A 16,681-nucleotide genomic window follows, 5' to 3' on the forward strand; every position below is an offset into this window, starting at 1 on the left:
TTTACCTGCCCCTGCAGCTCTTATCTGCCTCAGAAGCGATTTATCCGTCGGGGGACATCTTACCCCCCTTCAGAACCAGCTTCGCTCCTCAGAACGCCGCTATATACCTTAGAGCTACATTTATCAATATTACTATACAAAAAAAGGGCTTGGATTCACCTCATGGAAGAGATTCAGTCCTGCCCTTGACGTATAACGTTACATTAAACTAGCTCGATAATTGCCATCGGAGCTCCGTCACCTTGACGAGCACCTAGTTTAAGAACACGTGTGTATCCACCTTGACGGTCTTCATAACGTGCAGCAACATCATCAAAAAGTTTTTGAATTACATTTTCGTTTTCATTTGCTTCCTGATTGTATAAAAATGCTGCAGCCTGCCGACGTGCATGAAGATCACCACGTTTACCAAGCGTAATCATTTTTTCTACTACAGATTTAAGTTCTTTCGCTTTTGCTTCTGTTGTTTCAATCCGTTCATGAATAATCAAATCAGAGGCAAGGTTGCGAAGTAATGCCATACGAGTGTCTGTTGTACGACCAAGTTTTCTAGCCATGGACTATCCCTCCCTTTCCTGTTGTATAAGGAACTGTCATTAATCTCGGGTTATTTAAACAGCAACACACAGATTTTTATAAATCTGAGATGGAACTGAAATGAACTTACAGTATTGTTCTAAAGGAGTTGTAAATGATCAGTCATCATTACGTAAACCAAGTCCAAGATCAGTTAATTTTACTTTAACTTCTTCTAGAGACTTACGGCCTAAGTTCCGAACCTTCATCATGTCTTCTTCAGATTTGTTTGCAAGCTCTTGAACGGTATTAATTCCAGCACGTTTCAAACAATTATAAGATCTAACAGATAAATCAAGTTCTTCAATCGTCATTTCCATGACTTTTTCTTTTTGGTCTTCTTCTTTCTCGACCATGATTTCTGCTTTTTGCGCTTCATCTGTTAAACCTACAAAGATGTTTAGATGTTCTGAAAAGACTTTGGCTCCTAAAGAAACTGCTTCTTCAGGACGAATGCTGCCATCTGTCCAAACATCAAAAGTTAATTTATCGTAGTTAGCATCCTGTCCTACACGCGTATTTTCAACTTGATAGGTCACACGTGAAACTGGTGTGAAAATAGAATCAACTGGGATTACACCGATAGGTTGCTCATCCCTTTTATTAGCTTCAGCTGAACGGTAACCACGGCCACGTTCTGCTGTTATTTTCATTTGTAAGTTTCCTTTGCTGTTCAACGTAGCAATAGGTAATTCCGGATTCAATACTTCTACATCACTATCAAAAGTTAGATCTGCAGCCGTAACTTTTCCTTCTCCCTGTACATCGATCTCCAAGGTCTTCTCTTCATCAGAGTAAATCTTAAGAGCAAGCTTTTTCAAACTTAAAATAATCGTGGTCACATCTTCAACAACACCATCAATTGTAGAGAATTCATGTAGTGCTCCATCAATTTGGACTGATGTAACAGCAGCACCTGGAAGTGAGGATAGTAGGATACGACGCAAGGAGTTTCCTAGAGTGGTACCATATCCACGTTCGAGCGGTTCGACTACGAATTTTCCAAATGTAGCATCATCGCTGATTTCTACCGTTTCAATTTTTGGTTTTTCAATTTCAATCATTCCATAAAACCCTCCTTTAAAACGTCGAAACCCCGGTTAGACAATAGGTCTAACCGAAATTCCTCAAATAGGCAGTTGGCGTTTCTGCACTATTGTCTATTTTGCCTTACTTGTCTCTTGGATGCTTGAATGATAAAGGAATTTAGCCTTTACACTTTTAAGCCATCATAACCCATTATAGACAGGGTGACAAATTCTATACGGTATAATTATACACGACGACGTTTTGGTGGGCGACAACCATTATGAGGAACTGGTGTTACGTCAACAATTGCTGTAACTTCCAGACCTGCTGCTTGAAGTGAACGAATAGCTGCTTCACGTCCAGCTCCTGGTCCTTTAACAGTAACTTCTAGAGTTTTCATACCATTATCAACCGCTGTTTTTGCAGCAGTTTCAGCTGCCATCTGTGCAGCAAATGGAGTTGATTTACGAGATCCTTTAAAGCCAAGTGCACCAGCTGAGCTCCAGCCAATAGCATTGCCTTGTGTGTCCGTAATAGTAACAATAGTATTGTTAAAAGTAGAACGAATATGTGCTACACCTGTATCAATATTCTTTTTCACACGACGCTTACGTGTGTTTGTTTTAGTACGTGCCATTGATTAGCTTACCTCCTTCACGTTATTTTTTCTTTCCTGCAACTGCTCGACGAGGTCCTTTACGAGTACGTGAATTGTTTTTTGTCTTTTGACCACGAACTGGTAAACCGCGGCGGTGACGAAGCCCTCTGTATGAGCCGATTTCGATTAGACGCTTAATGTTAAGTGAAACTTCACGACGAAGGTCACCTTCCACTGTATATTCGTCCAATGCTTTACGGATTTTACCTAATTCATCTTCTGTTAGATCGCGTACACGTGTGTCTTCAGAAACGCCTGCTTCTTTAAGGACTTTCTTAGCTGTAGTACTACCAACTCCATAAATATAAGTTAATGAAATAACTACACGCTTATCACGTGGAATATCTATACCTGCAATACGTGCCATATAACGTTAGCACCTCCTTGGTTATTAGCCTTGTTTTTGCTTGTGTTTAGGGTTTTCGCAAATCACCATTACTTTACCCTTACGCTTGATTACTTTGCATTTTTCGCAAATTGGTTTTACAGATGCTCTTACTTTCATCATCTTTACCTCCTTTTATATCGGAGCTCGCTTATTTATAACGGTACGTAATTCGTCCTCTAGTTAAATCATACGGAGAAAGTTCAACCGTTACTTTATCGCCTGGTAGAATGCGAATGAAATGCATACGGATTTTACCAGAAACATGTGCTAAGACCGTATGGCCATTCTCAAGCTCAACATTAAACATCGCATTCGGCAACGTTTCCGTTACGGTACCTTCTACTTCAATTACATCGTCTTTCGCCATCGTGTTGATCTCCCTTCTTCAAATCAGTCACAACCTCATTGACAAATTTAGCTATGGCAAATCGAATTTTGCCATTTGTGACACGACCAGTTTCTAGAAGGCTGTTTTGGACCTCTGGAGAAATGTATCCCATACATTCAATATGCTGTAAATTCTTTTTCTTTGGTCGATCATATTTACGTTTTTCCCCATCTGCAAGCATAACATACCTGTCATCCACTGCTTCAATGATGATTGCATATTGTCCAGCTTCGCGTCCCTGCATAATACGAACAACTTGACCTATTAGCGGAATCGAATCATCTTCGTTCAACAACGATCACCTTCACTTAGGCTATAGTTTATACTGCTACACCTTTTATGAAAAAGGCTCTACATTTCATTTTGTGTCACTTTATATGAAGTACTATAAAATTTATAATCACTCAATTGCAATTATAACTATTTATAGCCGGAATTGCATTTATTTTGCGCTACCAAAGCAGCTCAACCACTTATTTATCAATACGTGATTGAATGTCCTGGAAGACCTGATTGATTTCCTGGTCGCCATTCACTGTAACAAGGTAACCTTTGTTCTGATAGAAGTCCAGTAACGGTTTCGCCTGCTCCATATTTACTGACAAACGATTTTTAACCGTTTCGGCTGTATCATCATCACGCTGAATTAACTGGGAACCATCCTTATCACATATTCCTTCCACTTTTGGCGGGTTGTATATGACATGATAAGTTGCTCCACATGTAGGACAGATTCTACGACCAGTTAGTCGCTCCACTAATTTTTCTTCTGGAACATCTACATGGATCACGTAATCAATGGATGTATCCAGTTCCTTTAAAAGCTCCTGTAAAGCCTCTGCTTGTGCGATTGTTCTTGGAAAACCATCCAGTAGAAAACCGTTTTTGCAGTCAGATTTACTAAGTCTTTCTTTAACGATCCCAATAGTTACTTCATCCGGAACAAGGGCACCTTGGTCCATATATTCCTTGGCCTGTTTACCGAGGTCTGTACCCTCTTTAATGGCCAAACGGAACATATCTCCAGTAGAAATATGAGGAATGTTATACTTATCGTTTATTTTCTCTGCCTGTGTACCTTTACCAGCACCAGGTAGACCCATCAATATTAAGTTCAACAAATTTCCCCTCGCTCTCACTGACAGCAAGATATTACTTTATAAAACCTTTATAGTGACGCTTTACTAACTGGCTTTCCAGTTGTTTCATTGTCTGTAAAGCAACCCCTACAACGATTAGTAAGCTAGTGCCGCCGATTTGTACTGCGGTAGGTAGATTTGCAAGACCACCTAGAACAATAGGTAGCACAGAAACAGCAGCTAAAAAGATTGAGCCAACAAATGTTAAGCGGTACATAACACGTGTCAAATATGTTTCTGTATTTTTACCAGGTCGTATACCTGGAATATATCCACCTTGTTTTTGTAAATTCTCAGCCATTTGTTCAGGGTTAACTTGAACAAATGTGTAGAAGTAAGTGAAAGCAATAATTAAAGCAACATAGATAACCATCCCGATTGGGTGAGTGTAATCAAACACTGTTTGGATCACTGAAGCTACTTTATTGCCCTCAAAGAAATTTGCTACCGTACTTGGTGCAACCATAAATGCGATCGCAAAGATTACCGGTATAACACCTGCAGCATTTACTTTAAGTGGTAAATGCGTAGAATGTCCACCAACCGGAGAACGATTCACAAGTTTTTTAGCATATTGAATTGGTATTTTACGTAAAGCTTGCTGAATGAAGATTACTCCAACAGTTACTGCTATTACTACCAATGCAATTAGGGCGACAATAACAATATTAATAAACAAATCATCACCAGGATTTATAAAATACTGGCTGTATAATTGTTTAACACCATTAGGTACAGCGGCAACGATACCGGCAAAAATGATAATTGATATACCATTTCCAACTCCGTTGGCTGTAATTTGTTCACCTAACCACATTAAAAATGCTGTACCACTTGTTAACGTAAGTGCAATAACAAGGAATTTCAATACGTTTGGATCAGAGATCAGCATACCACCAGCCATAGCGTTGAAGCCGATAGACATTGCAGTTGCTTGAATGAATGCAAGAACGATCGTTCCGTAACGAGTGACTTGTGCAAGTTTCTTACGGCCCATATCCCCTTGCTTCTTCCACTCAGCAAATTTAGGTACAACGTCCATTTGTAACAACTGCATAATAATTGAGGCAGTAATGTATGGCATGATTCCCATTGCAAAAATGGAGAAGTTTTGCAGGGCTCCTCCACCAAACGTGTTTAGAAACCCAAAAACATTTTGCGAGTTCATAAAGTCAATCGCTTGTTTATCTGTATATGGCACTGGAATAAATGTGCCTAGACGGAAGACAACTAACATGAGTAATGTAAAGATTATTTTCCGCCTAATGTCACCTACGCGCATAAAATTGGAGATTGTACGGAACATTAAATCACCTCAGTTTTACCGCCCGCTGCTTCAATAGCTTCAACAGCTGAAGCAGAGAACTTATGAGCTTTTACTGTAAGTTTCTTTTCGATAGCACCTTTGCCGAGTACCTTAATACCAGCCTTAAGCTTGCTTACGACACCTTCTTCAAGTAATAGCTCAGGTGTAACTTCTGTGCCGTCTTCAAAACGATTTAGAGCATCCAAGTTAACAATTGCAAACTCTTTGCGGTGGATGTTCGTAAATCCTCGTTTCGGTAAACGTTGGAATAAAGGCATTTGACCACCTTCAAAGCCCGGACGAGTACCGCCGCCTGAACGTGCTTTTTGTCCTTTATGTCCACGGCCGGAAGTTTTTCCGTTACCTGATGACATTCCGCGACCTACACGATTACGATTTTTGCGAGTTCCTTCTGATGCCTTCAATTCATGAAGTTTCATGCGAGCACCTCCCTTTACGCTAATGTTTATTAAACTTCTTTAACCGAAATTAAATGAGATACTTTATTTACCATACCACGTACAGCTGCTGTATCTTCACGAACAACGGATTGTCGAATTTTTTTAAGTCCTAATGCTTGAACAGTTTTACGTTGAATATCTGTTCCACCGATAACACTGCGCGTGAGGGTGATTTCTAATTTTTTAGACATAACATTTCCCTCCTTATCCTAACAGTTCTTCTACAGACTTTCCACGTAGTTTTGCTACGTCTTCTGCGCGCTTTAAGTTTGTTAAGCCGTTTAATGTTGCACGAATCATATTGATCGGTGTGTTTGAACCAAGTGACTTCGTTAAGATATCACCAACACCAGCAAGTTCAAGAATCGCACGAACAGGTCCACCTGAGATAACTCCAGTACCCTCAGTAGCTGGTTTCATTAATACGTTACCTGAACCAAATCTACCGTGAATTTCATGTGGAATTGTTGTTCCAACGATAGGTACTGTAATCAAGTTTTTCTTTGCGTCATCAACTGCTTTTTTAATTGCTTCAGGTACTTCTTGTGCTTTACCAGTACCAAAACCTACATGACCATTTTTATCTCCGACAACAACCAAAGCTGCAAAGCGGAAACGACGTCCACCTTTTACTACTTTCGCAACACGGTTGATCGTAACAACACGCTCTTCAAGATCTAGTTTGTTCGGATCAATGCTTGTATTCATGTATGTCCCTCCTTTATCGATTAAAATTCAAGACCTGCCTCGCGGGCAGCATCTGCTAATGCTTTTACACGTCCATGATAAAGGTAGCCTCCGCGATCGAATACAATCGATTTGTAACCTTTATCCTGGGCACGTTTAGCGATCAATTCTCCGACTTGCTTAGCTGCTTCTACATTGCCGGTAGCTTCTACTTTAAGCTCGTTGTCTTTTGTAGAGGCACTTGCAACTGTTTTGCCATTAATATCATCGATTAATTGTACATAGATGTGTTTATTTGAACGGTACACATTCAAACGAGGACGTTCCTGTGTTCCAAAAAGATTTTTACGAACACGTGCATGTCTTCTTTTACGTGTAACATTTTTGTCAGGTTTTGTGATCATCTAGGTCACTCCTTTCTGCTCCCTAACTAATCTTACTTAGCAGTTTTACCTTCTTTGCGGCGTACAAATTCACCTTCGTAGCGAATACCTTTCCCTTTATAAGGTTCAGGAGGTCTGATTGCTCTAATATTTGAAGCAATTGCTCCAACTAGTTCCTTATCAATACCTTTTACAACTACTTGTGTGTTTTTAGGAATTTCAATTTCAATACCCTCAATTGGGTCGATTTCTACAGGATGTGAGTAACCAGCGTTAATCACAACTTTGTTACCTTGCTTTTGTGCACGATAACCAACCCCAATAATTTCAAGGGATTTTTCAAAGCCTTTACTTACGCCAACAACCATGTTATTGATCAAACTACGAGTAGTTCCGTGTAACGCACGGTGATCTTTATGATCGCTTGGACGCTCAATTGTAATGACGTTGTCTTCCATGTTGATTTTCATGTCCTGAGGTAGATCTCTGGATAATTCACCTTTTGGACCTTTTACTGTTACAGAATTACGGTCACCAATTTTAACCTCTACACCTTCTGGAATTTCAATTGGTTTAAGTCCTATACGAGACATTCCATGCACCTCCTTATCAAAAAATGTTAATTACCATACGTAGCAAGAACTTCGCCACCAACAGCTTGAGAACGGGCTTCTTTATCAGAAAGCACACCTTTAGATGTTGATACGATAGCAATACCTAAACCATTAAGTACGCGAGGTACTTCGTTAGCTTTAGCGTAGACACGTAGTCCCGGCTTACTAATTCTTTTAATACCTGTAATTACTCGTTCGTTATTAGCACCGTATTTAAGGAAAATACGCAGAACGCCTTGTTTGTTATCTTCAACAAATTCATAATCTGAAACAAAACCCTCACGTTTAAGGATATCAGCGATCTCTTTTTTCATAGTAGAAGCAGGAAGCTCCAACTTTTCATGGCGTACCATGTTAGCATTACGAATACGAGTAAGCATATCTGCGATTGGATCTGTCATAACCATTACTAATTACCTCCTTCCCGAATCGGGGTTTACCAGCTTGCTTTTTTGACACCAGGAATTTGACCTTTATAGGCAAGTTCACGGAAACAAATACGGCAAAGTTTAAATTTACGGATTACAGAATGTGGTCGGCCACAACGTTCGCAACGTGTATATTCACGTACTTGATACTTTTGTGGACGTTTTTGTTTCGCAATCATTGATTTTTTAGCCACAATTTTCCCTCCTTGTATTAGCTCTTAGCTTATTTTTGGAAAGGCATGCCTAGCTGAGCTAAAAGTTCACGAGCTTCTTCGTCAGTATTGGAAGTTGTTACAATAACGATATCCATACCACGGACCTTGTTCACTTTATCGTAGTTAATTTCTGGGAAAATTAGCTGTTCTTTAACACCTAATGTATAGTTTCCTCGACCATCAAAAGCTTTTTTAGAGATACCACGGAAGTCACGTACACGTGGAAGTGATACTGCAATAAGCTTTTGTAGGAAATCGTACATGCGCTCACCGCGAAGAGTTACTTTCGCACCGATTGGCATTCCTTCACGAAGACGGAAACCAGCGATTGATTTCTTTGCACGAGTTACCATTGGCTTCTGACCAGAAATTAATGCAAGCTCTTCTACAGCACTATCCAATGCTTTTGAATTTTGAACTGCATCACCAACACCCATGTTGATAACAATTTTTTCAACTGTTGGTACTTGCATAACAGATTCATAATTAAATTTATTCATCAAAGATGGTAATACTTCATCTTGGTATTTTTGTTTTAGTTGATTCATCATGTCGCCCTCCTTTCGTCGCTAAACTATTTATCTAATGCTTCACCGGATTTTTTAGCGATGCGGACTTTCTTTCCGTCACGTACTTCATGCCCAACACGAGTTGGTTCACCGGATTTAGGATCTATTGGCATTACGTTAGAAACATGGATTGGTGCTTCTTGATTAAGGATTCCGCCTTGCGGATTCTCCTGAGAAGGCTTCGCGTGTTTTTTAATCATGTTAATACCTTCTACAAGAACACGTTCCTTTTTAGGGTATGCTTCTAAAATAGTGCCTTGTTTACCACGGTCTTTACCGGATATTACTTTGACTTTATCACCTTTTTTTACATGCATGCTTTACGCACCTCCTTACAAGGCAAAAATTTAAGCTTATAAAACTTCTGGAGCTAGAGATACGATTTTCATGAATTTAGCTTCACGTAATTCACGTGCGACTGGTCCGAAGATACGAGTTCCTCTTGGACTTTTATCATCACGGATAATTACTGCTGCATTTTCATCAAAACGAATGTATGATCCATCTTTACGACGCGCGCCAGATTTAGAACGTACGATTACGGCTTTAACAACCTCACCTTTTTTGACAACGCCTCCTGGTGTTGCTTGTTTTACAGTACAAACAATTACATCACCAATATTAGCAGTCTTACGTCCGGAACCACCAAGTACTTTAATTGCAAGCACTTCACGTGCACCAGAGTTATCTGCAACTTTTAAACGAGTTTCTTGTTGAATCATATCGCTGTGACCTCCCTTCGGATACCTTTCCGAGCGAACTTATATTATATAATTACCGCTTCTTCAACGATTTCAACTAAGCGGAAACGTTTTGTAGCTGAAAGCGGACGAGTTTCCATGATGCGTACAACATCGCCAATTTTTGCTTGATTGTTCTCATCATGTGTTTTGAATTTCTTAGAGTACTTAACACGTTTACCGTATAGTTTATGAAACTTGTAAGTCTCAACTAAAACAGTAATTGTTTTATCCATTTTATCCGATACGACACGGCCTGTGTATACTTTACGATTATTACGTTCAGTCATTTTGAGGCTAACCTCCTCTCGAATTATCAGTTATTTACACTTAGTTCACGTTGACGTACAACAGTTTTCAAGCGAGCAATTGACTTTCTTACTTCGCGAATGCGAGCAGTGTTTTCCAATTGACCTGTTGCAAGCTGGAAGCGTAAATTAAATAGTTCTTCTTTTAAAGATTTAACTTTTTGTTCAATTTCGGCAGTGGTTAGTTCTCTGATTTCATTAGCCTTCATTGCTTTCACCACCAATTTCTTCACGTTTTACAAACTTAGTTTTAATCGGCAGTTTATGAGAAGCAAGACGCAACGCTTCACGAGCAACTTCTTCTGATACACCTGCGATTTCAAACATAATTTTTCCTGGTTTTACTACTGCTACCCAGCCCTCTGGAGCACCTTTACCGGAACCCATTCGAACTTCTAGGGGCTTTGCAGTGTATGGTTTGTCAGGAAAGATTTTAATCCAAACTTTACCGCCACGTTTCATGTAACGAGTCATTGCAATACGAGCTGCCTCTATTTGACGGCTTGTGATCCAAGATGCTTCTGTTGCTTGTAGGCCATACTCACCAAAAGCTACAGTAGTTCCACCTTTTGCTTGACCTCTCATTTTACCACGATGTTGTCTACGATATTTAACACGTTTAGGCATTAACATAGAAAGTGCCCCCTTCCTTATTTGTTTGATTTAGTTGGAAGGACTTCTCCACGATAGATCCACACTTTAACGCCTAGCTTACCGTAAGTAGTATCAGCTTCAGCTGTACCATAATCGATATCAGCACGTAATGTGTGTAGTGGTACTGTTCCTTCACTATAATGTTCCGCACGAGCGATGTCTGCTCCACCAAGGCGTCCAGAAACCTGAGTCTTAATACCTTTAGCTCCTCCGCGAATTGCACGTTGGATAGCTTGCTTTTGAGCACGACGGAATGAAATACGATTTTCTAACTGACGAGCAATATTTTCAGCAACTAGTGTTGCATCAAGATCAACTTTTTTGATTTCCACAATATTAATGTGTACACGTTTGCCAGTCAGGCTATTCAATGATTTACGTAGAGCTTCTACTTCGGAACCGCCTTTACCAATTACCATACCTGGTTTACCAGTATGAATAGTAATGTTCACACGGTTTGCTGCACGTTCGATATCAATAGAAGAAACAGCAGCAATACGCAAGCGGTTTTCAAGATATTCTCTGATTTTAATATCTTCATGTAGTAAGTCTGCATAGTCTTTACCAGCATACCATTTAGACTCCCAGTCTTTGATAATGCCGACACGAAGACCCGTTGGATTTACTTTTTGACCCACTGACTATCCCTCCTTCTTTTCTGTTACAACCACAGTAATGTGGCTTGTGCGTTTATTAATTTTACTTGCACGTCCTTGAGCACGTGGACGGAAGCGTTTCAGTGTTGCACCTTCATTTACAAATGCTTCAGAAATCACTAGATTATCTGGATCCATTTCGTAGTTATGTTCCGCGTTTGCAATAGCAGACTTAAGAACCTTTTCTACGACTGGAGAAGCACCACGTTGTGTATGACGTAAAATTGCAACTGCTTCACCAACGTTTTTTCCTCGAATTAGATCAACAACTAAACGAACTTTACGAGGAGCAATACGAACCGATTTCGCAATGGCTTTTGCTTGCATGTTGAGTGCCTCCTCTCATTAGCGTTTTGTTTTCTTATCATCGCCGGCATGCCCTTTATACGTACGGGTTGGGGCGAATTCACCTAATTTATGGCCAACCATATCTTCCGTTACATAAACTGGAACGTGTTTACGTCCATCATATACCGCAATGGTATGACCAACAAATGTAGGGAATATAGTAGAACGACGTGACCAAGTTTTAACTACTTGCTTTTTGTCACTTTCGTTTAATGTTTCAATCTTTGACAGTAGATGGTCATCTGCAAAAGGTCCTTTTTTCAAGCTACGACCCATGGATAAACCTCCTTTCGCAATTGAGAGACGGGGGTTATATCCCGTCCGCTATTCCGTTTATTTTTTACGCTTACGAACGATATATTTATCAGTCGACTTGTTACGGTGACGTGTTTTGTAACCAAGTGTAGGTTTACCCCATGGTGACATTGGTGATTTACGTCCGATTGGTGCACGTCCTTCACCACCACCGTGTGGGTGATCGTTAGGGTTCATTACAGAACCACGTACTGTAGGGCGCTTGCCTAACCAGCGAGAACGTCCTGCTTTACCAACACGAATAAGTTCATGTTCAATGTTACCTACCTGGCCAACTGTAGCGCGACAAGTAGAAAGGATTAAGCGAACTTCACCAGAAGCTAAACGAACTAGTGTGTACTTATCTTCACGGCCAAGAACCTGAGCTTCGGCACCTGCTGAACGAGCAAGCTGTCCACCGCGTCCTGGTTTTAACTCAACATTATGAATGATTGTACCAACTGGAATGTTAGCCAATGGAAGTGCGTTACCTAACTTGATATCCGCATCTACACCTGATTCAATTGTTTGATCCACTTTAAGACCTTTTGGAGCTAGAATATAACGCTTTTCTCCATCAACATAATTGATTAGAGCTATATTAGCTGAACGGTTCGGATCATATTCAATTGTAGCAACGCGTCCTGGTATACCATCTTTATCACGCTTGAAGTCGATAATACGGTATTGACGCTTATGACCGCCACCTTGATGACGAACAGTTAGTTTCCCTTGGTTATTACGACCGCCACGTTTGTATAATGGGCTTAAAAGGGACTTTTCTGGAGTATCTGTAGTGATTTCAGCAAAATCAGATACAGACATATTACGTCGACCATTTGACGTTGGTTTGAATTTTTTAATCGCCATCTTGTTTTCCCTCCTTCACAATTTCCTTGTTCTTAACCTTCAAAGAAGTCCAGTTCTTTACTGTCTTCAGAAAGTTGTACGATAGCTTTTTTGCGATCTGAGCGATACCCACCGTATCTTCCCATTCGCTTGAACTTACCTTTAAGATTCATTGTATTTACTTTTTCTACTTTGACACCAAATACTAGTTCTACAGCAGATTTGATCTCTGTTTTGTTAGCTTTTGGGTTTACTTCAAACGTATATTTCTTCTCTGCCATTAGGTCAGCAGAGTTTTCCGTAATTACCGGGCGCTTAATAATATCGCGTGGGTCTTTCATTATGAAAGCACCTCCCCTGCTTTTTCAGCTGCATCTTTAGTTACGATCAGCTTGTCATGCGAAAGCAAGTCCAGTACGTTCATTTCCTCTACAGTCAATACTTTTACAGACTGAAGATTGTTTGCTGAACGCATAACTGTCTCATCTTTTTCAGCAGTAACAATTAATACTTTTGTATCAACGTTAAGTGCTTCAAGCATCTTAACTACTTCTTTAGTTTTAGGAGCATCAATTGCAATGCTTTCTAATACTACAATATTATCTTCTTTTACTTTGGAAGATAAAGCAGATCTTAATGCTAGACGACGTACTTTCTTTGGTAGTTTATAGCTATAGCTTCTAGGAGTCGGTCCGAATACAGTTCCGCCACCTACCCATTGTGGTGAACGAATGGAACCTTGACGCGCACGTCCTGTTCCTTTTTGACGCCATGGTTTACGACCACCACCGCGTACTTCCGAACGGTTTTTTACAGCGTGCGTTCCTTGACGCATAGATGCACGTTGCATTACTACAGCTTCATGTAAAACATGTGTGTTTGGTTCAATACCGAATACGGAATCGTTTAACTCCATATCGCCAGCTTGTGAACCGTCTTGTTTTAATAGTGCTACTTTAGGCATGACATATCCTCCCTTCGTCTATATGATTAGTTAGCCTTTATTGCACTCGTGATTTTTACGAATGATTTTTTTGCTCCAGGCACGTTCCCTTTAACTAAAATAAGGTTACGCTCAGCATCCACATTAACAATTTCAAGATTTTGAATTGTAACTTGGTTGCCACCCATTTGTCCTGGAAGTGGTCTTCCTTTAAATACACGCATTGGATCAACAGCACCTAGTGAACCAGGTCCTCTATGATAGTGGGAACCGTGGGACATTGGGCCACGTTGTTGATTATGTCGTTTGATGGAACCTTGGAAACCTTTACCCTTGGTTGTTCCAGTAACATCAATTTTATCTCCTGCTTGAAAAACATCAACGCTTATTTCCTGACCAACTTCATAGTCGTCAAGATTAGCGTCACGGAATTCACGAACGCAGCGCTTAGGGGCTGTTTCAGCTTTAGCAGCATGACCTTTTTTCGCTTTATTCGTACGTGATTCTTTCTCATCAGCAAAACCGATTTGTAATGCTTCATAGCCATCATTTTCTAGCGTTCTCTTTTGCAATACAACGTTTGGCTCTGCCTGAATTACTGTTACAGGCACTAACTCGCCAGTTTCAGAGAAAAGCTGAGTCATGCCGATTTTACGACCTAAGATTCCTTTCGTCATCCGTTACACCTCCTATAGTAAATCCATTATTTTATAGTTTGATTTCAATATCCACACCAGATGGTAAGTCAAGACGCATTAACGAGTCAACAGTTTGTGGTGTTGGATTAACAATATCGATCAAGCGTTTATGTGTACGCATTTCGAATTGCTCGCGTGAATCCTTGTACTTATGCACCGCACGTAAAACAGTATATACAGATCTTTCTGTAGGTAATGGAATTGGTCCAGAAACATTTGCTCCAGAACGCTTCGCAGTATCTACAATTTTCTCAGCAGACTGATCTAAGATACGATGATCATATGCTTTCAAACGGATTCTGATCTTTTCTTTTGCCATTATTTTCCCTCCTTCTCGCCCATATTATTATAGACATTCTCCACGAAAATTCCTTAGCACCCCGCCATGGCAAAGGGGCCGGGTGTGCCAACAACCTTCCGCTTCATCGCCTTCGATGACCAACATTCTTATTATATAGAATTCCGCCGGTCAATGCAACCCCTTTTTAATAAATGTTGTAAGGATATTGCACATCTATGTATTATACTTACTATTTTCAATGAATGCAAGGGGTACAAGGAAATTCCTTATCTTAACAAGAATATTTTCTAGCTTAAGTGAAAAGTTGTTCGAATGCGTTTAAACTTTAAGGAATTTAATTACCTTCTAGTTTGTTGGGAAATTCGAGTTATAGATGGGAAAATTCTATCTGCCATAGAGTGGACTCATTAGTAGTAAGTGGTGGATATTCGCGGATTGAAGATTTAATCTGAAGTAGAGTTACTTAATTAGCAGAAGGGAGTGGGTATCCGCTGGAAAATAATTTATTCGGCTGGAGAGTGAGATAATCAGCCGCAGAATAGGTTTATCAGCAGTAGAGCGAAACTATCCGCCAGAGAGCAATTTAATCAGCAGTAGAGCAACATTATCCGCCGCAAAATAGTTTTATCAGCAGCACAGCAATATTATCCGCCAGAGATATTCAGGAATTAGCTATAGTTTGATTATCATACATTAACCTTTAAAACAGCCATACATAATACACCCAAGTTAGTTAAGAGTTCATCTATCCCACAAGTCATTGGATACCCCAACATATCTATTAGAATTCAAACAAACAAAAAAGCAGGTAGCGTCGTCACGCTACCTGCTTTTGATAAAGTTTATTACTTTTGAATTGATGATACTACACCAGATCCAACAGTACGTCCGCCTTCACGGATAGAGAAACGAGTACCGTCTTCAATAGCGATTGGAGAAATAAGCTCAACGCTCATTTCGATGTTATCGCCAGGCATTACCATTTCAGTACCTTCTGGCAACTGAATAACACCAGTTACGTCAGTAGTACGGAAATAGAACTGTGGACGATAGTTAGCGAAGAATGGAGTATGACGTCCACCTTCTTCTTTTGACAATACATAAACTTCAGCTTTGAAGTTTGTGTGTGGAGTAATTGAACCAGGCTTTGCTAGTACTTGACCACGGTTGATGTCTTCACGTGCAACACCACGTAGAAGTGCACCAATGTTGTCACCAGCTTCAGCATAGTCAAGAAGCTTACGGAACATTTCCACACCAGTTACAGTAGTTTTAGAAGCATCTTCAGCAAGACCAATGATTTCAACTTCGTCTCCTACTTTAACTTCTCCACGCTCAACACGTCCAGTAGCAACTGTACCACGACCAGTGATTGAGAATACGTCCTCAACTGGCATCATGAATGGCTTGTCTTTGTCACGGTCTGGAGTTGGGATGTACTCATCAACTGCAGCCATTAGTTCAACGATTTTTTCTTCGTAGTCTGCATCGCCTTCTAGAGCTTTAAGAGCAGAACCTTTGATTACAGGTACATCGTCACCTGGGAAGTCGTATTCAGTAAGTAGATCACGTACTTCCATTTCTACTAATTCAAGTAGTTCTTCATCGTCTACCATATCTGTTTTGTTAAGGAATACTACGATAGAAGGTACCCCAACGTTACGAGATAATAGGATATGCTCACGAGTTTGTGGCATTGGACCATCAGCAGCAGATACTACTAGGATAGCGCCGTCCATTTGAGCAGCACCAGTGATCATGTTTTTAACATAGTCAGCGTGACCTGGGCAGTCAACGTGTGCATAGTGACGAGTGTCAGTTTCATATTCTACGTGAGATGTTGCAATTGTGATTCCACGTTCTTTTTCTTCTGGTGCACCGTCAATTTGGTCATAAGCCATTGCAGACCCTTTACCAGATTTCTTATGCATAACTGTTGTGATAGCAGCAGTTAGAGTAGTTTTACCATGGTCAACGTGTCCAATTGTACCAATGTTTACGTGACTTTTTGAGCGATCAAATTTTTCTTTAGCCATTTATAGTTCCTCC

The 16,681-nt window shown here is 40.2% G+C and carries 31 protein-coding genes; all 31 read right to left on the reverse strand.

All coding sequences use genetic code 11. From position 1 onward, the window contains the following. Positions 1-203 precede the first annotated feature (203 nt). The 31 genes from rplQ to tuf all read right to left on the reverse strand — a co-directional run bounded on the left by rplQ (position 204) and on the right by tuf (position 16,668). The gene (gene rplQ / locus JCM12304_RS15230; RefSeq protein WP_040953956.1) at positions 204-557 is read right to left on the reverse strand and encodes a 50S ribosomal protein L17; all 354 of its coding nucleotides are present in this window, start codon (positions 555-557) and stop codon (positions 204-206) included. 138 nt (positions 558-695) lie between these two features. Continuing rightward, positions 696-1,640, reverse strand: coding sequence for a DNA-directed RNA polymerase subunit alpha (locus JCM12304_RS15235; protein WP_019375509.1), 945 nt, complete (start codon positions 1,638-1,640; stop codon positions 696-698). Between the two features lie 209 nt (positions 1,641-1,849). Continuing rightward, positions 1,850-2,242, reverse strand: coding sequence for a 30S ribosomal protein S11 (gene rpsK / locus JCM12304_RS15240; RefSeq protein WP_019375510.1), 393 nt, complete (start codon positions 2,240-2,242; stop codon positions 1,850-1,852). A gap of 22 nt (positions 2,243-2,264) precedes the next feature. Beyond that, a complete protein-coding gene (rpsM, locus tag JCM12304_RS15245; RefSeq protein WP_019375511.1) occupies positions 2,265-2,630 on the reverse strand; it encodes a 30S ribosomal protein S13 in 366 nt (121 codons plus the stop codon). A gap of 24 nt (positions 2,631-2,654) precedes the next feature. Further along, positions 2,655-2,768, reverse strand: a complete 114-nt coding sequence (gene rpmJ / locus JCM12304_RS15250) for a 50S ribosomal protein L36 (protein ID WP_010095733.1) — start codon at positions 2,766-2,768, stop codon at positions 2,655-2,657. A 31-nt stretch (positions 2,769-2,799) separates the two neighbouring features. Beyond that, on the reverse strand, positions 2,800-3,018 hold the full coding sequence (gene infA / locus JCM12304_RS15255; protein WP_010095735.1) for a translation initiation factor IF-1: 219 nt from the start codon (positions 3,016-3,018) through the stop codon (positions 2,800-2,802). Continuing rightward, positions 2,996-3,331, reverse strand: a complete 336-nt coding sequence (locus JCM12304_RS15260; RefSeq protein WP_019375512.1) for a KOW domain-containing RNA-binding protein — start codon at positions 3,329-3,331, stop codon at positions 2,996-2,998. The genes infA and JCM12304_RS15260 overlap by 23 nt, the downstream gene beginning before the upstream one ends. Before the next feature lie 181 nt (positions 3,332-3,512). Further along, positions 3,513-4,157 carry an adenylate kinase gene (locus JCM12304_RS15265; protein ID WP_019375513.1) on the reverse strand — a complete coding sequence of 215 codons (645 nt, stop codon included), beginning with the start codon at positions 4,155-4,157 and terminating at the stop codon, positions 3,513-3,515. Positions 4,158-4,191: 34 nt separating this feature from the next. Beyond that, complete coding sequence (secY, locus tag JCM12304_RS15270) at positions 4,192-5,484, reverse strand: preprotein translocase subunit SecY (protein WP_019375514.1); 1,293 nt, start codon at positions 5,482-5,484, stop codon at positions 4,192-4,194. Continuing rightward, positions 5,484-5,924, reverse strand: a complete 441-nt coding sequence (gene rplO, locus JCM12304_RS15275; RefSeq protein ID WP_019375515.1) for a 50S ribosomal protein L15 — start codon at positions 5,922-5,924, stop codon at positions 5,484-5,486. The genes secY and rplO overlap by 1 nt, the downstream gene beginning before the upstream one ends. A 29-nt stretch (positions 5,925-5,953) precedes the next feature. Further along, the gene (rpmD, locus tag JCM12304_RS15280) at positions 5,954-6,136 is read right to left on the reverse strand and encodes a 50S ribosomal protein L30 (RefSeq protein WP_019375516.1); all 183 of its coding nucleotides are present in this window, start codon (positions 6,134-6,136) and stop codon (positions 5,954-5,956) included. 13 nt (positions 6,137-6,149) lie between these two features. After that, positions 6,150-6,653 (reverse strand): 30S ribosomal protein S5, encoded by a 504-nt coding sequence (gene rpsE, locus JCM12304_RS15285; protein ID WP_019375517.1) that lies wholly within the window; start codon positions 6,651-6,653, stop codon positions 6,150-6,152. 20 nt (positions 6,654-6,673) lie between these two features. After that, positions 6,674-7,036, reverse strand: a complete 363-nt coding sequence (gene rplR, locus JCM12304_RS15290) for a 50S ribosomal protein L18 (RefSeq protein ID WP_019375518.1) — start codon at positions 7,034-7,036, stop codon at positions 6,674-6,676. A 32-nt stretch (positions 7,037-7,068) separates the two neighbouring features. Then, complete coding sequence (gene rplF / locus JCM12304_RS15295) at positions 7,069-7,608, reverse strand: 50S ribosomal protein L6 (RefSeq protein ID WP_019375519.1); 540 nt, start codon at positions 7,606-7,608, stop codon at positions 7,069-7,071. Between the two features lie 26 nt (positions 7,609-7,634). Then, on the reverse strand, positions 7,635-8,036 hold the full coding sequence (rpsH, locus tag JCM12304_RS15300; RefSeq protein WP_060681360.1) for a 30S ribosomal protein S8: 402 nt from the start codon (positions 8,034-8,036) through the stop codon (positions 7,635-7,637). A gap of 29 nt (positions 8,037-8,065) precedes the next feature. Next, entirely contained in the window at positions 8,066-8,251 is a 186-nt protein-coding gene (locus tag JCM12304_RS15305; protein WP_019375521.1) for a type Z 30S ribosomal protein S14, read from the reverse strand. 29 nt (positions 8,252-8,280) lie between these two features. Continuing rightward, positions 8,281-8,820, reverse strand: a complete 540-nt coding sequence (gene rplE, locus JCM12304_RS15310; protein WP_026041277.1) for a 50S ribosomal protein L5 — start codon at positions 8,818-8,820, stop codon at positions 8,281-8,283. A 26-nt stretch (positions 8,821-8,846) separates the two neighbouring features. After that, positions 8,847-9,158, reverse strand: a complete 312-nt coding sequence (gene rplX, locus JCM12304_RS15315) for a 50S ribosomal protein L24 (RefSeq protein ID WP_019375523.1) — start codon at positions 9,156-9,158, stop codon at positions 8,847-8,849. Between the two features lie 36 nt (positions 9,159-9,194). Next, on the reverse strand, positions 9,195-9,563 hold the full coding sequence (rplN, locus tag JCM12304_RS15320) for a 50S ribosomal protein L14 (protein WP_019375524.1): 369 nt from the start codon (positions 9,561-9,563) through the stop codon (positions 9,195-9,197). A 44-nt stretch (positions 9,564-9,607) separates the two neighbouring features. Continuing rightward, a complete protein-coding gene (gene rpsQ, locus JCM12304_RS15325) occupies positions 9,608-9,871 on the reverse strand; it encodes a 30S ribosomal protein S17 (protein ID WP_019375525.1) in 264 nt (87 codons plus the stop codon). 26 nt (positions 9,872-9,897) lie between these two features. Then, positions 9,898-10,098 carry a 50S ribosomal protein L29 gene (gene rpmC, locus JCM12304_RS15330; RefSeq protein ID WP_019375526.1) on the reverse strand — a complete coding sequence of 67 codons (201 nt, stop codon included), beginning with the start codon at positions 10,096-10,098 and terminating at the stop codon, positions 9,898-9,900. Beyond that, positions 10,088-10,522, reverse strand: a complete 435-nt coding sequence (gene rplP, locus JCM12304_RS15335) for a 50S ribosomal protein L16 (protein WP_019375527.1) — start codon at positions 10,520-10,522, stop codon at positions 10,088-10,090. Before rplP ends, rpmC begins: the two co-directional genes overlap by 11 nt. 17 nt (positions 10,523-10,539) lie before the next feature. Further along, on the reverse strand, positions 10,540-11,181 hold the full coding sequence (gene rpsC, locus JCM12304_RS15340; protein WP_019375528.1) for a 30S ribosomal protein S3: 642 nt from the start codon (positions 11,179-11,181) through the stop codon (positions 10,540-10,542). 3 nt (positions 11,182-11,184) lie between these two features. Next, entirely contained in the window at positions 11,185-11,526 is a 342-nt protein-coding gene (gene rplV / locus JCM12304_RS15345; protein ID WP_019375529.1) for a 50S ribosomal protein L22, read from the reverse strand. A gap of 18 nt (positions 11,527-11,544) precedes the next feature. Next, positions 11,545-11,823, reverse strand: coding sequence for a 30S ribosomal protein S19 (gene rpsS, locus JCM12304_RS15350; RefSeq protein WP_019375530.1), 279 nt, complete (start codon positions 11,821-11,823; stop codon positions 11,545-11,547). Positions 11,824-11,880: 57 nt separating this feature from the next. Further along, on the reverse strand, positions 11,881-12,711 hold the full coding sequence (gene rplB, locus JCM12304_RS15355) for a 50S ribosomal protein L2 (RefSeq protein WP_019375531.1): 831 nt from the start codon (positions 12,709-12,711) through the stop codon (positions 11,881-11,883). A 32-nt stretch (positions 12,712-12,743) separates the two neighbouring features. Further along, complete coding sequence (rplW, locus tag JCM12304_RS15360) at positions 12,744-13,031, reverse strand: 50S ribosomal protein L23 (protein ID WP_019375532.1); 288 nt, start codon at positions 13,029-13,031, stop codon at positions 12,744-12,746. Beyond that, a complete protein-coding gene (gene rplD / locus JCM12304_RS15365) occupies positions 13,031-13,654 on the reverse strand; it encodes a 50S ribosomal protein L4 (protein WP_019375533.1) in 624 nt (207 codons plus the stop codon). The genes rplW and rplD overlap by 1 nt, the downstream gene beginning before the upstream one ends. 26 nt (positions 13,655-13,680) lie before the next feature. Further along, on the reverse strand, positions 13,681-14,310 hold the full coding sequence (gene rplC / locus JCM12304_RS15370; RefSeq protein ID WP_019375534.1) for a 50S ribosomal protein L3: 630 nt from the start codon (positions 14,308-14,310) through the stop codon (positions 13,681-13,683). A 31-nt stretch (positions 14,311-14,341) separates the two neighbouring features. Further along, positions 14,342-14,650 (reverse strand): 30S ribosomal protein S10, encoded by a 309-nt coding sequence (gene rpsJ / locus JCM12304_RS15375; protein ID WP_019375535.1) that lies wholly within the window; start codon positions 14,648-14,650, stop codon positions 14,342-14,344. A gap of 827 nt (positions 14,651-15,477) precedes the next feature. Further along, the gene (gene tuf, locus JCM12304_RS15380; RefSeq protein ID WP_019375536.1) at positions 15,478-16,668 is read right to left on the reverse strand and encodes an elongation factor Tu; all 1,191 of its coding nucleotides are present in this window, start codon (positions 16,666-16,668) and stop codon (positions 15,478-15,480) included. Positions 16,669-16,681 lie beyond the last annotated feature (13 nt).

The sequence above is a fragment of the Virgibacillus halodenitrificans JCM 12304 genome, from assembly GCF_001310895.1.
Taxonomy (GTDB): domain Bacteria; phylum Bacillota; class Bacilli; order Bacillales; family Amphibacillaceae; genus Virgibacillus_Q; species Virgibacillus_Q halodenitrificans.

What these genes read in the sequence shown, in the direction of transcription:
- rplR (WP_019375518.1), bottom strand. Translation starts at nt 7,036, where the DNA reads ATGATCACAAAACCTGACAAAAATGTTACACGTAAAAGAAGACATGCA.
- rplF (WP_019375519.1), bottom strand. Translation starts at nt 7,608, where the DNA reads ATGTCTCGTATAGGACTTAAACCAATTGAAATTCCAGAAGGTGTAGAG.
- rplE (WP_026041277.1), bottom strand. Translation starts at nt 8,820, where the DNA reads ATGAATCAACTAAAACAAAAATACCAAGATGAAGTATTACCATCTTTG.
- rpsJ (WP_019375535.1), bottom strand. Translation starts at nt 14,650, where the DNA reads ATGGCAAAAGAAAAGATCAGAATCCGTTTGAAAGCATATGATCATCGT.
- rpsK (WP_019375510.1), bottom strand. Translation starts at nt 2,242, where the DNA reads ATGGCACGTACTAAAACAAACACACGTAAGCGTCGTGTGAAAAAGAAT.
- rplB (WP_019375531.1), bottom strand. Translation starts at nt 12,711, where the DNA reads ATGGCGATTAAAAAATTCAAACCAACGTCAAATGGTCGACGTAATATG.
- JCM12304_RS15235 (WP_019375509.1), bottom strand. Translation starts at nt 1,640, where the DNA reads ATGATTGAAATTGAAAAACCAAAAATTGAAACGGTAGAAATCAGCGAT.
- rpsE (WP_019375517.1), bottom strand. Translation starts at nt 6,653, where the DNA reads ATGAATACAAGCATTGATCCGAACAAACTAGATCTTGAAGAGCGTGTT.
- rplN (WP_019375524.1), bottom strand. Translation starts at nt 9,563, where the DNA reads ATGATTCAACAAGAAACTCGTTTAAAAGTTGCAGATAACTCTGGTGCA.
- tuf (WP_019375536.1), bottom strand. Translation starts at nt 16,668, where the DNA reads ATGGCTAAAGAAAAATTTGATCGCTCAAAAAGTCACGTAAACATTGGT.
- rplD (WP_019375533.1), bottom strand. Translation starts at nt 13,654, where the DNA reads ATGCCTAAAGTAGCACTATTAAAACAAGACGGTTCACAAGCTGGCGAT.
- rpsQ (WP_019375525.1), bottom strand. Translation starts at nt 9,871, where the DNA reads ATGACTGAACGTAATAATCGTAAAGTATACACAGGCCGTGTCGTATCG.
- rpsS (WP_019375530.1), bottom strand. Translation starts at nt 11,823, where the DNA reads ATGGGTCGTAGCTTGAAAAAAGGACCTTTTGCAGATGACCATCTACTG.
- rplC (WP_019375534.1), bottom strand. Translation starts at nt 14,310, where the DNA reads ATGACGAAAGGAATCTTAGGTCGTAAAATCGGCATGACTCAGCTTTTC.
- rplO (WP_019375515.1), bottom strand. Translation starts at nt 5,924, where the DNA reads ATGAAACTTCATGAATTGAAGGCATCAGAAGGAACTCGCAAAAATCGT.
- rpmC (WP_019375526.1), bottom strand. Translation starts at nt 10,098, where the DNA reads ATGAAGGCTAATGAAATCAGAGAACTAACCACTGCCGAAATTGAACAA.
- rpsM (WP_019375511.1), bottom strand. Translation starts at nt 2,630, where the DNA reads ATGGCACGTATTGCAGGTATAGATATTCCACGTGATAAGCGTGTAGTT.
- secY (WP_019375514.1), bottom strand. Translation starts at nt 5,484, where the DNA reads ATGTTCCGTACAATCTCCAATTTTATGCGCGTAGGTGACATTAGGCGG.
- rplV (WP_019375529.1), bottom strand. Translation starts at nt 11,526, where the DNA reads ATGCAAGCAAAAGCCATTGCGAAATCGGTTCGTATTGCTCCTCGTAAA.
- rpsH (WP_060681360.1), bottom strand. Translation starts at nt 8,036, where the DNA reads ATGGTTATGACAGATCCAATCGCAGATATGCTTACTCGTATTCGTAAT.
- rplQ (WP_040953956.1), bottom strand. Translation starts at nt 557, where the DNA reads ATGGCTAGAAAACTTGGTCGTACAACAGACACTCGTATGGCATTACTT.
- rplP (WP_019375527.1), bottom strand. Translation starts at nt 10,522, where the DNA reads ATGTTAATGCCTAAACGTGTTAAATATCGTAGACAACATCGTGGTAAA.
- rplX (WP_019375523.1), bottom strand. Translation starts at nt 9,158, where the DNA reads ATGCATGTAAAAAAAGGTGATAAAGTCAAAGTAATATCCGGTAAAGAC.
- rplW (WP_019375532.1), bottom strand. Translation starts at nt 13,031, where the DNA reads ATGAAAGACCCACGCGATATTATTAAGCGCCCGGTAATTACGGAAAAC.
- rpmJ (WP_010095733.1), bottom strand. Translation starts at nt 2,768, where the DNA reads ATGAAAGTAAGAGCATCTGTAAAACCAATTTGCGAAAAATGCAAAGTA.
- infA (WP_010095735.1), bottom strand. Translation starts at nt 3,018, where the DNA reads ATGGCGAAAGACGATGTAATTGAAGTAGAAGGTACCGTAACGGAAACG.
- rpmD (WP_019375516.1), bottom strand. Translation starts at nt 6,136, where the DNA reads ATGTCTAAAAAATTAGAAATCACCCTCACGCGCAGTGTTATCGGTGGA.